This window comes from Clostridium sp. (assembly GCF_016650095.1).
In the GTDB taxonomy this organism is placed as follows: Bacteria; Bacillota; Clostridia; order Clostridiales; family Clostridiaceae; genus Clostridium_AD.
Genome location: NZ_JAENWL010000057.1, coordinates 1 through 13,743, shown reverse-complemented (window position 1 = coordinate 13,743; position 13,743 = coordinate 1). Strand labels below are relative to the sequence as shown.

Genomic DNA, 13,743 nt, shown 5'->3' with positions numbered 1-13,743 from the left:
ATTATTGCTAAAATTTTCACAAGTAATTTTTAAAAGAAAACAGTAGTATTGTGAAAGCAATCACAATACTACTGTTAAAAAGTAATATTTGTTGCAAAAATACAACGGATATCAGAAATACGATTTATTGAAATCTATAAAATTGGTACATCATATACGTTTTACAAGATGTATACATATATAGTTGCACTTTTGCAACATGTTTCACTTTTACAACATTTCTTTTGCTACATATTTTTTACGTTTTCTGACAAAAGTAGAAGCATCAATGCCAAGCATTTTTGCGGCATCACGAACATTACCAGCATTATCAAAGGCCTTACTAATAAGTTTAGCTTCTACTTTTCCAACTGCCTCTTTTAAATTACATATGTCCTCATATCCAAAATTTTTTTCTATGCAATCCGAAGAGTTCTTCATCGGCAAATCACTTTTGAAAATTTTATCACTACTGCTCATAACTATAACCCTTTCTACAATGTTTTTAAGTTCACGAACATTACCTGGCCAGCTGTAATTATAAAGTGTATTCACAGCCTCAATAGTGAAAGTTTTCTCAAAGTTATATTTAATATTTAATAGAGATAAAAAATGTTGAATTAGAGGTACAATGTCCTCTCTCCTATCTCTTAACGGGGGTACAGTTAGAGGTACAACATTTAGACGATAATATAAATCCGACCTAAAGGATTTCTCTTTTGTCATATCTTCTAAGTTCCTGTTAGTTGCTGCGATTACCCTTACATCAATTTTAATCGGCTTTACCGCCCCTACTCTTTCAACTACACCCTCTTGAAGTACATTAAGTAGCTTAACTTGTATATCTAAAGGAAGTTCTCCAACTTCATCTAAAAAAACTGTACCTCCATCTGCCACTTCAAAAAGTCCCATCTTGCCTTCTTTATTAGCCCCTGTAAACGCGCCCTTTACATATCCGAAGAGTTCTGATTCTATAAGGTTTTGAGGGATTGCTCCACAATTAATTTTTATAAAGTTTTTGTTCTGCCTTCTACTATTTCTATGTATAAATTTAGCAATTTCTTCCTTTCCGACTCCTGTTTCACCTAATATTAAAACAGTAGTATCCACATTAGCTACTCTTTTAGCGAGCTCCAATAAATTTATCATTAGTTTATCCTTAGCAATGATCTCTGTTAAATTTAAATATTCTATTCTCATAGCTTCTATCTCGGAATAATATTTTTCTGTTAGCTGCATATTTTTAGCTAGCTGCTCTTCTAACTCGTATAAATTAGTTATATCTCGTACATTTGTCACCACCATGGTTATATTATTCTTATCATCAAATATGGGGTTACTAGAAACCAACACCTTTTTACCTGTACTGAATTCCTGCTCAATAGTATTAGATTTTCTATTTTTTAACACCATAAGCGTGGATGACTTAGATATATACCCTTCTTTTTCTAGTTCATACATGTTTCTGTTTATCATATCTTTTCTTGGTAAACCAGTTATATTTTCATAAGATCTATTAATTTTTAATGTATTCGCTTTCCCATCGGTTACGAATATACCATCATAAGATGATTCAATAATTGCATCCAATTCTGTGCAATTAAGCTTTGTTTCGCCACATTCACTATCACAGTTAAATCTTTTCTTTAGCTCACTTATTTTTTTTAATGCATTGCTTAATCGCTGCTCAAATATATTATCTCCGCTAAAAATGCCAACAAAGTTACCTTCTGCATTTTCAACTGCCATACAAATTTCCTTTTCTTCAATGTAATCCTGTATATTAGAATCTTCATCAATAATTTTTATTTTGCCATTTATAAAATATTTTATATGTATATTAGGGCTAGTACCCTTGATAAAATTCTTAATAATATCATCTTTCGTTATAAAACCAATCACTTTTTCACTTTCATCCATTATAGGAATAACTTCAACGTTGTTTTCACTAAATAACTTTGACGCCTCAGAAAAAGTATTATTTTCTTTAAGTGTAAAATTTATTTTTATCATAACATCTTTTACTTTCATATAAACACCTCTCAAGATATAAAAAATTAAGTTATATATAATATAACTTAATTTATTATATCAGAAAAAGTATAATTAAATAACTATTTTTTATTTCAACACTAAGACCTTTGCTTTCCCACTTATTACTACTTCTCCCTGTTCATTTAGGCAAAAGGTATCAAGTAGTAAAATTTTCTTTTTTTCGTTTATTTCAGTTATAATAACCTTTGCTTTAATTGTTTCGCAAATTCTTACTGGTTTCAAAAACTCAAAGCTCTGCTCTAAATATATATTACCTCCCCCAGGTAATTTTGTTCCAAGTAAGGCTGAAATCATTCCTCCAACTAATTGTCCATGAACGATTCTGCCTTTAAAGAAGGATTTCTTAGCTTTTTCTTCATCCATATGAACATAATTATAGTCTCCTGTAATTGCCGCATATGAGTTTACTTCATCCTCTGTAAATTTTTTTATATACTCTTCGCTTTGACCTAAATAAAAGCTTTTAATATCTGGCATTTTATTCCTCCATTCTAAACTAATGTTAAATCATTCCCTTTATATTTAGCGAACACCATCTAACTAATTCACTCATTATTAAGCTGCCATCCCAAGGAGAATCATAGAAATTCATATATCCAATTTTTACGACTCTATTTACTCCAAAAGCTGTTACTCGGTCTGAAAAATCAAAAGTCTTCTCAATATTCTTTGAAGCTATTCCAATGGTTTGTATATTCTTGGTAATCAAAGGACACACCTCAAATATATCATCTATCTCTTTTATAAAAATAGTTCGTCCTGTAATAGCTTCCTCAAGATTTAATTCGCTATCAATTAGTATTGTATATTGAAGTCCTTTACTTATACAAAGCTGTTTGTCCAAACTTAGTGAATATTCACCTCTTACATTAATTATTTTTGCAGCTATAGCTTCCTCTAAATCTAGATTATTATATCTTTTAATAATCTTCTCAAATTTCCGACTTAAAATTAACGCTATTTCACCTATTTGTAGATTGCTTTTTTCTAAAAATAATACCTGAGGGGAAGAACATGCCTTTTGCTTGAACGCAATTATATCTGTAACCATATTTTCTAAATATTCTTCAAAGTCCTCACTTTCAATTGCTGATTTATCAAAAACTGCAAAAGAATACTTAGGACCAAAGATTAAATCCTTACAAGTAGTTTTTTTAGATAAAATTGAAATGGCATCTACAGCTGTTTTACCACCCCAAACCATTCGTACATCCGCTTTTAAAGACATTTGTGAATTAAGATATTTATCTTCACTATTAAAATAAATTAGAGCAATATTTTTTAATATAATCTTAGAGCAATAAGTGTTTCCCTCATACTCAACCACAATATTATCCAAAACCATTAATAATTCATATATTTCACTAACACATTCCTTAGACACACGAAGAATATTGCCATTTTTGCATAATATACTCTGAAGTACTGAATAAATTCCAAGAGTGGCCACATTTCCAGCCATCCAATGACATACTGTGCCTTTTGGTTGGGCTTTAATATATTTTTCATCATCTACTTGTATAAAATTATTTATATATTCAATGTTTCCTAAGTTAAGTTTTAACTGTTTTTCAATATTTACTTTTTTTAAATAAAAACATAAGAATGGAACCCCTTCCATTCTTAATACTTCTCTGCTCCTTGCAATTTTCTTGCTGTATTCATTTATAATTAGTATTATAGCTTGCACCGGAAATTCATGGAGCTCTGCAAAATTCTTATTTAAACAGGTATCTATTTCATTAAAGTCTTTGAATTTAATTCCATTTTCATGAAATTCTCCATTTAGTTCATAACAATTTATCATCTTCCGACCTCCCGTTCCGCAAAGGTATCTCCACAGCCTCTAACTTCCGCCTTGTCTACTCTTGACTTAAACTTAAAGTACTTTCCACTCCTGCCACAAGGACAATCATCTATGCCAATGAATTCACCAATATCCTCAGTTAAAATAGCTTGCGATGGATAGCTAGTTCCTAGAATACTCATTACCTCTATAAGCCCTGTTTCACCAAACTTAACTTCTTCTAAAGTCTGTACATCTCTTATAATAACCTCAGCAAAATTAGGTACATGTTTATGTCCATACTGACAATCAATAAAAACTACCCCTGATTGCTCTACCATTCCATAAAAATCTATAACATTCGCTGCACTTGTATTAAATATCTGCGCTGCAGTTTCTGAAAACACTTCCTTTTCAACTTTCTCTGAAATAAGTTTTTTCCATCCACCACTATGTAACAACTTTAACCTCGGCATATCTAGTTGTATTCCTTCTCGTTTTAATACTTTTAAAAATTTCGTCCACATTATATATGTAAATCCATAAACTAAAATTTCCTCATTCTTATATTTTCTTTCAAACTCCCGAAGTATATCTATATTCAATTTAAGTTCATTATTATCTTTGTCCATAACATAAAAGGATTTACTTGCAAAAGTACTTATCCCCCTTATAGCCGTACCACGTCCAGTTATATTATCGCCTTTTTTATTGCTATCTGCACTATCTACTATAAGCATGGGTCTTCTTTTAGATCCTAAAAAACTTATTAGTGTACTTATTAACCCTTGCGTTTGTCTTATTGAGGTTTTTTTATCTAAATATATTTTACTAGGAATTCCTGTGGTGGTAGCACTAGAGTTTAGTATTCTTACCACCTGCTCAATTTCGCATATTCGAAGATCAAAGCATTTAAACATATTTACAGGTATATAGGGAACCTGCTCAAGTGTTTTAATACTATTAATATCTATACCTAATTTATCATACATAGCTTTTATGTTTAAATTCTCTTGATTGTGTTCTAGTTGAGACAAGATAATATTTAGAAGTAGTTTTTCCTTCTTTTTCTGTTCTATATTAAATTGTTCTCCAAGCACTAGATTATCTATTAATTCTAAATCCTCCAATTAATTCACCCTCTTATTTTTGCTTCATCTCTTACTTTTACCTAAGTTTTTTTATTAACACCTTACCGGAAGAATTTTTTGGAAGAGCGTTTAAAAATTCTATATGTCTTGGAGTTTTATATGACGGTAATTGTTTTCTGCAAAAGTCTAATATATATTTAACATCTATTAAAGGTTTATTTTCTACTAATACAACAAAAGCCTTTACTGCTTCTCCTAAAATATCATCTTCTACTCCAATAATAGCGCATTCTACTACCTCTGGTATTTGTAATATTATATCCTCTATTTCTCTTGGACTTATTCTAATTCCACCACTTTTAATAATATTTTTTTCTCTTGCAACTATATATATATACCCATCATCATCCACCTTTGCTAAATCTCCAGTGTATAAGTATCCTTGTTTTATTACTTTATCGGTCTCTTCCTTATCATTGAAATAACCCTTCATTATATTCCCACCCTTAGCAACAACCTCACCTATTTCGCCAGGTTTAACTGGGCTTCCTTCACTATTTAAAACCACCAGTTTTGTTCCTTTAATTCCGAGTCCAATAGAATTCATTTTTTTATTAATCAAATGTGGTGGTAAATAAGATAACCTTGCCGTGGCCTCAGTCTGACCATACATTATAAATATATCTACTCCTTTTAAAACATCTATAAACTGTTTTATAAAAATTTCTGGGAGCTTCCCTCCAGCTTGAGTTATATACCTCAAAGAAGGAACCTTAGTTTTCACTATATCTGTCATTCTAAGCAGTATTTGATAAGTGCTAGGAACCCCGGAAAATCCAGTACAATTATAATTATTTATATCCTCAATAACTGTTTGTGGAAACATAAATTTATTATTAATTACAAGGCTTCCTCCTACCCTAAAGTGGGTATGCAATATTGAAGTACCGTAGCAATAATAAAAAGGTAGTACCATTTCAACTCTATCTTGCTTTGTAAGTTTGAGATATTCTATTATAGAATTTGTGTTATACATGAGGTTATAATGGGTAAGCATTACCCCCTTTGGGTTTCCTGTTGATCCCGAAGTAAATAATATTACAGCCACATCTTCTTCTATATTTATAACCTCACTATAATTATTTTCATATTCACAACTAAAATTAAACTCATCGTGCTCTGTGTAGATATCAACATTATTACAAACTAATCCATTTATTTTTTCTCTAAATTTATTTTGAGTAAAAATAAGTTTAATATTTAGAGAGTCTATAATATACTTTACTTCTTTACTATTTAAAGCTGGATTAATAGGAATACAGATAAATCCGCTCTTAATTATTCCAAAATAGTTCTCAATAAAAAAATTAGAATTCTCTGAAACCAAAAGTACAGCATCATTTTTAGAAAGTTTCTTACTTTTTATAAAAGAAGCTTTCTTAATTACACTTTCAAAAATTTCACTATAACTTATTTCTTTTCCAAAAATTATAGAAGTTTTATCAAGTTTTGATGAAAATTCAAAAATGTAATCTGTAAAGGTCATATCAAAATGCCATATTTTGCAACTATCTTCTTAATACCTCCTATAGTATACATTCTAGAGATATCTACTACATCTAAACTTACGTCAAAAGTTTCTTCTATACTTGTTATAAGTTCAACATGTCCTAAAGAATCCCAAGACTCTATTTCATCTGGTCCTAAATCATCATTTATATCCTCAATTTTTTTAAAATCAAATGTATCAAATAACACTTTGTTTAGTTTTTCTAAATTTGTCACAATAATTCCTCCTAAGTATTAATATTTACTTTATACATGTAGCAATACATATGCCAACTTTTAATATTATATATTTCACTCATATCATTTTAATGTCTATACCATTTACAATCAGATTCTGTATAAATAATATTTTTTCTATATCAACAATTATTATGTCTTCCTCATTTGTTTGTATATTATTAGATAACTGTATTTTAAACCCATTATTATAGTAAGGTGAGTATTCTTTTAGGTTGCGAGTATCAAATCCCATTCGCACGGAAGGGACATAGTACTTTTTAGTACTTCCACAACCTCATCCTGCACTTGTCTCATTTTTAATTGTATAAATAATAACGGATTTTGCATCGTTCTTTTTTAAGTATTTTAAAGCTTTTTCACTTATTATGATTCCCACACAAGCACCTCCCAATAATATATATAGCAACTTTTCTTCCTAAAATGAAAGAGATTATACCTCTCCAAGTATAATCTTTTTTTCTTCTTCACTAAAGTGAAAATAATCATATAAATAATTTTCATCTTCGCAATTAAAATCTATCATAGCTGGGATGCATAACTTCATTAAATTATTTGGATAATACTCATAAGCATCTTCCCCTAGTTTTTTTGCAAATGTCTTAAAATAAAATTCATAAATTTTACTATTTAATAAATATAGTAAAATCTCATAAGTAAAGGGGATATTTTCTTTTAATATCAACGCATATACATCCGCACTAAAATAACTTCCCTTGTCAAATGAAAATCTATTACTGCTTGCTTTAAAGGGAAACACTATCTTTTCTCCTTCAAATATGTTTTGATTTCTGCCCCATTGAAGTTCATACCATTTCCTAATGCCCCTTTGGCATTCTCTTCTTTTTAATAGCTTATCCTTTTGCAATTCGATATAAGTTATTGCAGAAGGATATTTTTGTGGATCACTAATTAGATCTGAATATATTATATAACTATCTTGTCTTGAAACATAATTTTTTTCTATGTAACTACTTTTAATCCAAGGTTTTATTATATTGTTTTCAATGTTTTCCCTTTGCACAATTTCATTGTTAACTACAAAGGCTTTGTCACAACCAGTTATTATTCCTTGATAACTATCACAAATATTACTTAGGTGAGTAATACATCTTTGTTCTATTTTACTTATTATATTTCTTTGTTTATCATCTATTAGAACCCATCCCTTGTCATTTAATGCGTTTTTATTAAGAAGAAAACATTTAAATCTATTTCCATTTTTCAGAAATATACTGTTATAAAACTCTTTTTTATTTTCACCTGTTAAGTTTATTGGTTTTATAATTTCAATTTCATTATCCTCATTTTGATAGTTTGTTATAAACATAATGACAGGGTCTATACCTATATTTTTAAATGGCCTTATTCCGTAGAAATCAATAATTTTGTCTATAGTGCATACTTCTTTTAAAACTTTTCTCAAATCTTCTCCACTAGGTGATTCTAAAAAGTACCTTGAAGTAATAAAAGTTAACTTTCCATGCTCACTGAGGTCTTCTATTGCCTTTTGGAAAAAGCAATAGGATAAATCCCCTTTATCTCTATACACTTCACTATATCTAATTTTCAAATAAGCTGCATACTCCTTATCTATAGACTTCTTACCTACATAAGGTGGATTGCCTATGAAAATATCATATTTCTGTTCATTTTCATATAATAAAAAATCCATATTAAAAATATTACTGGATATGCTCCCCTGACTTAATTCGTATAAATCTATAATAAGAATCTTTACAGCTATACCATCAATATCAAAACCATATAAATTATTTTTTATTATATGTTCATCAATGCATTGCACTCTTAAATTCAAATTATTTTTTTCATTTATTGAGTTTAAATTTTCTTTGTATAAATTTTTAAGAAGTTTAAAACAACAAATTAATATATTCCCTGTGCCACAAGAAGGATCCACGATTTTTATATATGGGTTTCTTAATATCTGTTCTACCTTAATGGTATTTTCTATCATATAAGAAGCTATAGGTTCTGGCGTGTACACTGTGCCTTTTTCCTTATTGTTTTTAATAAACACATAATAAGATTCACCAAAACTCTTTTGCTGTGATACTTCTATTTTTCTTTTATAATTTTTTAAAGCAGTTAGTTTGAATATGTCATCTATTGGACTCAAAATAATATTATATAATTCACATATTTTCTTATTAAACAAATCTATCATTTATTCTCTCCCACACTTATTAAATCATCACCTGCGCAGCTGTTCATCATCTTCGATGCTGCAATGTTAACGACTTCAGAAGTACTTTTATACACCCACTGAAGTTCTTTTTATTATAATATATAATCTCCTCTTAAAAAAGGTGGAGACTTACTTCTGAAATGTCGTTAAATTATATTTTAAAGTTCGTTTAAATTATAGCATAAATACTTACTATGGTGAACTATATAACAATTATTATATTTTCACGCCCATTACATACTTTCATTAACAACAGATAATATTTCATCTCGTTTTAATCTTCCCTGTTTTATTAATTCGTTGCATCTAGAATTAATATCGCCTTTATAAGTTTCATCCTTAATACTTGAAAGATTTATCTTAACATTCAAAATTGCACTTTCAATAGATGCTTGAAGCATTAAAGCTGATACCCCCGCATCAGAGATCGCATTTTTGTTACCTAACTTCGCTGCTACTTCAACATAATCATATATCTTGTATGCTTCTTCTGCAACACTCATAGGAACTTCTAATGCTTTTTGATATCCTTCTTGTATTTTAACACTTCTTAATTTCTTTTCGTCGCCAGTTTCTTTCGGAAGTTTAAAAGCTGACATCAAAATTAAAAAATCCTCTGTATCTTTATTCATGAGCTCTAAGAATTTGTCCTGATACTTAAGGCACTCCACTAAGCTTTCGTCGATCTTCATTTTATCATTAGCGCTATATTCATTATATACCTTCTTACCTACAGTTAAATTAAATACCATAGCGCCTAGTGCACTACCTAGTGATGCGCCAAGAGCCGCAACACTTCCACCTCCAGGTGCAGGTGAATTTGATCCTAATTCTTCAATAAATTCTTTAACAGTTTTTTGATCTAACATATTCTATTCTCCTTTCTTAAAACTTAATTTTGTATTACAATTTCACCATTTTTTATTACTGATTCTACAGCATTAGCACCGAAATGGTATATTAAATAATTAAGATTTTTACTATTAAAAACAACAATATCAGCTTTTTTTCCTACTTCTATGCTACCGATTTCACTTTCTCGATTAATGGCACAAGCCGCATTGATTGTCATTGCATTAATAATCTCTTCTGGAAACATTTTCATACCAAAGCATGCAAAGGTCATAACCGTTTGTAATGATTCTGTAGGCGAAGTTCCAGGATTACAGTCTGTAGCGAGTGATACAGCCACCCCTTCCTCTATCATTTTTCTAGCTCTAGCAAAATTGTTTAACATCAAATAGAAGGAAGTTGATGGTAATAACACAGCAACCACCTCATTTTTAGCTAGTGCCTTTATTCCCTCATCCGAAGCTGCAACTAAATGTTCTGCAGAGGTTGCTTTTAGCTCACCTGCAAGTTCAGCCGCCTTTACCGTTTCTACTTCGTCTGCATGGACTTTTATGTTTAATCCAGCCTTTTTCCCAGCTTTTAAAATGCGTCTGCACTCTTCCACAGAAAAAACGCCTTTCTCACAAAAACAATCAATAAATTCTGCAAGCTTATTTTCGCTTATATATGGAATCATTTTATTAATTATGTACCCAATATAGGCTTCTCGGTCCATTTTGTATTCCTTTGGAAGCGCATGTGCTCCCATAAATGTTGATACTACATCTATAGGATGTATTTTATTTAAAGTTTTATTCACCTGAAGAATTTTAACTTCTGTTTCTAAATCAAGACCATATCCGGATTTACTCTCAATTGTAGTGGTTCCATGTTTAAGCATTATGTCCAGTCTTTTTTTACTTTCTTCTACAAGTTGATCTATTTCAATCCTTCTAGTATTTTCAACTGTGCTTAGTATTCCACCACCACTATTTAATATTTCAATATATCCCACCTTATTAAGCTTTAAAGGCAGTTCATTTTCTCTTGAACCAGCATATACAACATGCGTATGAGGGTCTATAAGCCCTGGTGTAACAGTTTTAAATCGTCCATCAATAACTGTGCTTTCACTAGTTATATATTCCTTGTACCCCTCACCTTCGCCTACAGCTTTTATTTTATCATTTTCAATGACAATGTAACCATTTTCCTTTATTTTAGCATCTTTCATGTCTTTACCTTTTTTACTATGACTCCCGGCGCATGTAACTAAGCAGTCAATATTTTTAATTATAATATCCAATGTACTTCCCCCATCCACATATAAATTTAGGCATCTTATTTTATTATTTATTTAAGATGCCTAAATTTCTAATATTTATTCCCAAATTCTCTTTTCTAAAATCTGATCCATTGAAAAATTTTCTATTTGTAAATAGTATTCAGCGCATTGAATTAACGCTTCCATTGGAAGTAGTCCAATAACTTCACTTCCAACTACTTGAACACCATAACGTTTTGCTTCCATTTTAACCATTTCAAAAGCTCTATAAACTGCAGTTTTTTCATAATTAACTAAGTTCATAGATATTTGTACTATGTTTCTATCTTCAAGTTTTACTCCCATAGCTTTTACAAACCTTAAACCTCCACCAATATGTCTAACAATCTTAGCGATTTTGTCAGCAATTTCAAGGTTATCTGTGTCTAAATTAACATTAAAAGCTACTAGTGGTACTCTTGCACCAATTGCAACACAGCCACCCTTTACATTTACTTCAGCTTTCCCGTAATCCGGTTCCCACTTATCCTCTTTAATTTTATCAAAGAAACCTTCATATTGTCCTTTTCTCACTACAGCTAAATTTTCTCTATGAGTTGCTGAAGCTGCTTTTTCATATAGATAAACTGGAACTTCAAATTTACTTGCTATTTTACTACCTACCCTTTTAGCTAAAGCTACACATTCATCCATAGTTACATCACTAATTGGTACGAAAGGTACTACATCTAAAGCTCCCATTCTAGGATGTGCGCCTTCATGCTGTGTCATATCAATATTTTCATAAACTCTTGATGCCATGTCTATTATAGCTTGTTCAACTTTTTCTGGTGATCCAAAGAAAGTAACAACAGTTCTATTATGATCACTATCAGAAGAATAATCTAATAGTTTTATTCCTTCTGTGTTTCTTACTGCATCAACTATTTTTTCAATTACTTGTTTATTCCTTCCTTCACTGAAGTTAGGAATACATTCAACTATTTTTGCCATTATCTTTTCCTCCTAAGTTTATTTTCTATTTTAATATTTATCCTAATTTAAACTAAAACTTTCACCTTTTGTTCTACTCTCTCCACTATAGAGCCACTCACAATTAAATCAGTAATCTTATCTAATTCTGGGTACATAACAATATCTCTTTCCATAAACTCTATGTTTTCTCTAACAATAGTATAAGCTTCTTTTGTACCAACTCCTAAAGTAAAACCTTCTCTAAAATCTATAGCTTGGCAGGCTGCCATAATCTCAGTTGCCAAAACTCTTTGAACATTTTCAATAATATCTCTCCCTTTTCTAGCTGCAATGGTTCCCATACTTACGTGGTCTTCCTGATTTGCAGAAGATGGAATAGAGTCAACTGAAGCTGGATGTGCTAAAATTTTATTTTCAGACACTAAGGCTGCCGCTGCATATTGAGTTATCATAAATCCAGAATTTAAGCCACCTACTTTCACTAAAAAAGCAGGTAAATCATTTAGTTGGTAATTAATAAGTCTCTCGAGCCTTCTTTCTGAGATACTAGCCATTTCCGCCATAGCTATTCCTAAAAAGTCAAAGCTTATTGCCATAGGTTGTCCATGGAAATTGCCTCCTGAAATAACATCCCCTTCTTCAGTAACTATTGGGTTATCTGTAACGGAGTTAATTTCAATTTCAACTTTGCTTTTAATATACTCTAATGCATCTTTACTTGCACCATGAACTTGAGGTATACATCTTAATGAATAAGCATCTTGTACTCTTATTTCTCCTTGAGATGTCATGAATGTACTTCCCTCAGTAAGATTTAAAATATTTTTTGCAGTTTGAATTTGACCTTGATGAGGCCTTATACTATGTGTTCTTGGATCAAATGCATCTTTTACACCCCGCAGCGCTTCTAAAGTTAATGATGCTGCAATGTCACTTATCTTTAACAAATTTATACTATCATATACAGCTAGTGCACCCACTGCAGTCATAACTTGTGTGCCATTTATAAGTGCTAACCCTTCCTTAGCAGTAAGCTCTATTATGTCTATTCCTGCCTTTTCCATAGCCACTCTACCTGTTAAAATTTCACCATTAAATTCTGCTTGTCCCTCGCCTAGCATTGGAAGAACCATATGAGCCAAAGGTGCTAAATCTCCTGATGCTCCAAGTGAGCCCTTTTCAGGAATTATTGGGTTAACTCCTTTGTTAATCATCTCTATTAGAGTTTTTAATGTACTTAGTCTTATTCCAGAATAACCTTTTGAAAGTGCATTTGCTCTTAATAACATTATAGTTTTTGTGATATCCTTTGAAAAAGCTTTTCCAGTTCCACAAGAATGAGAAATTATTAAATTTCTTTGTAGTTCCTTGCAATCTTCTCCTGATATTGTAACATCACTAAACTTACCAAAGCCAGTAGTAATACCATACACCACTTTATTATTTTCAACTATTTTATCTACTATATTTCTAGATTTATTAACTCTTTCTTCTGCTTCCTTCGTTAATTCAACCTTGCATCCTCTTCTTGCAATCATCACTATTTGTTCTAAAGTAAGTTCATTTCCATTAATTTGAATTGTTTTCATATGTTTTCCCTCCAACTTTATTAATTTACTTAATACTACTAATATTCTTTATTGCCATCCAATAACCCTTCTTAAAATCAATATTGAGGATTTTGATTATTGTTAATTCGTTAATGTTTTACCATGCTAAACTGGTT

The 13,743-nt window shown here is 30.6% G+C and carries 12 protein-coding genes; all 12 read right to left on the bottom strand.

Annotated elements, in window-relative coordinates; all coding sequences use genetic code 11:
• Positions 1–210: 210 nt before the first annotated feature.
• Entirely contained in the window at positions 211–2,010 is a 1,800-nt protein-coding gene (locus tag JJE11_RS05530; protein WP_366927909.1) for a sigma 54-interacting transcriptional regulator, read from the bottom strand.
• A 90-nt stretch (positions 2,011–2,100) separates the two neighbouring features.
• Positions 2,101–2,511 carry a MaoC family dehydratase gene (locus JJE11_RS05520; RefSeq protein WP_291633437.1) on the bottom strand — a complete coding sequence of 137 codons (411 nt, stop codon included), beginning with the start codon at positions 2,509–2,511 and terminating at the stop codon, positions 2,101–2,103.
• A 25-nt stretch (positions 2,512–2,536) separates the two neighbouring features.
• On the bottom strand, positions 2,537–3,841 hold the full coding sequence (locus tag JJE11_RS05515; RefSeq protein WP_291633435.1) for an acyl-CoA reductase: 1,305 nt from the start codon (positions 3,839–3,841) through the stop codon (positions 2,537–2,539).
• On the bottom strand, positions 3,838–4,950 hold the full coding sequence (locus JJE11_RS05510; protein WP_291633433.1) for an acyl-protein synthetase: 1,113 nt from the start codon (positions 4,948–4,950) through the stop codon (positions 3,838–3,840). Before JJE11_RS05510 ends, JJE11_RS05515 begins: the two co-directional genes overlap by 4 nt.
• Positions 4,951–4,987: 37 nt before the next feature.
• A complete protein-coding gene (locus JJE11_RS05505; protein ID WP_291633431.1) occupies positions 4,988–6,457 on the bottom strand; it encodes an AMP-binding protein in 1,470 nt (489 codons plus the stop codon).
• The gene (locus JJE11_RS05500; protein WP_291633429.1) at positions 6,454–6,696 is read right to left on the bottom strand and encodes an acyl carrier protein; all 243 of its coding nucleotides are present in this window, start codon (positions 6,694–6,696) and stop codon (positions 6,454–6,456) included. Before JJE11_RS05500 ends, JJE11_RS05505 begins: the two co-directional genes overlap by 4 nt.
• Before the next feature lie 79 nt (positions 6,697–6,775).
• A complete protein-coding gene (locus JJE11_RS05495) occupies positions 6,776–6,952 on the bottom strand; it encodes a hypothetical protein (RefSeq protein WP_291633427.1) in 177 nt (58 codons plus the stop codon).
• Positions 6,953–7,150: 198 nt separating this feature from the next.
• Positions 7,151–8,905: an N-6 DNA methylase gene (locus JJE11_RS05490; RefSeq protein ID WP_291633426.1), complete on the bottom strand. Its 1,755-nt coding sequence runs from the start codon at positions 8,903–8,905 to the stop codon at positions 7,151–7,153.
• Between the two features lie 254 nt (positions 8,906–9,159).
• Positions 9,160–9,795, bottom strand: a complete 636-nt coding sequence (locus JJE11_RS05485; protein ID WP_291633425.1) for a cyclodeaminase/cyclohydrolase family protein — start codon at positions 9,793–9,795, stop codon at positions 9,160–9,162.
• A 23-nt stretch (positions 9,796–9,818) separates the two neighbouring features.
• Positions 9,819–11,057, bottom strand: a complete 1,239-nt coding sequence (gene hutI, locus JJE11_RS05480; RefSeq protein ID WP_291633438.1) for an imidazolonepropionase — start codon at positions 11,055–11,057, stop codon at positions 9,819–9,821.
• Between the two features lie 81 nt (positions 11,058–11,138).
• On the bottom strand, positions 11,139–12,035 hold the full coding sequence (gene ftcD, locus JJE11_RS05475; protein ID WP_291633424.1) for a glutamate formimidoyltransferase: 897 nt from the start codon (positions 12,033–12,035) through the stop codon (positions 11,139–11,141).
• Between the two features lie 47 nt (positions 12,036–12,082).
• On the bottom strand, positions 12,083–13,606 hold the full coding sequence (gene hutH / locus JJE11_RS05470) for a histidine ammonia-lyase (protein WP_291633422.1): 1,524 nt from the start codon (positions 13,604–13,606) through the stop codon (positions 12,083–12,085).
• Between the last annotated feature and the right edge of the window lie 137 nt (positions 13,607–13,743).

What these genes read in the sequence shown, in the direction of transcription:
- JJE11_RS05505 (WP_291633431.1), bottom strand. Translation starts at nt 6,457, where the DNA reads ATGACCTTTACAGATTACATTTTTGAATTTTCATCAAAACTTGATAAA.
- JJE11_RS05515 (WP_291633435.1), bottom strand. Translation starts at nt 3,841, where the DNA reads ATGATAAATTGTTATGAACTAAATGGAGAATTTCATGAAAATGGAATT.
- JJE11_RS05520 (WP_291633437.1), bottom strand. Translation starts at nt 2,511, where the DNA reads ATGCCAGATATTAAAAGCTTTTATTTAGGTCAAAGCGAAGAGTATATA.
- JJE11_RS05495 (WP_291633427.1), bottom strand. Translation starts at nt 6,952, where the DNA reads ATGGGATTTGATACTCGCAACCTAAAAGAATACTCACCTTACTATAAT.
- ftcD (WP_291633424.1), bottom strand. Translation starts at nt 12,035, where the DNA reads ATGGCAAAAATAGTTGAATGTATTCCTAACTTCAGTGAAGGAAGGAAT.
- JJE11_RS05485 (WP_291633425.1), bottom strand. Translation starts at nt 9,795, where the DNA reads ATGTTAGATCAAAAAACTGTTAAAGAATTTATTGAAGAATTAGGATCA.
- JJE11_RS05490 (WP_291633426.1), bottom strand. Translation starts at nt 8,905, where the DNA reads ATGATAGATTTGTTTAATAAGAAAATATGTGAATTATATAATATTATT.
- hutH (WP_291633422.1), bottom strand. Translation starts at nt 13,606, where the DNA reads ATGAAAACAATTCAAATTAATGGAAATGAACTTACTTTAGAACAAATA.
- JJE11_RS05530 (WP_366927909.1), bottom strand. Translation starts at nt 2,010, where the DNA reads ATGAAAGTAAAAGATGTTATGATAAAAATAAATTTTACACTTAAAGAA.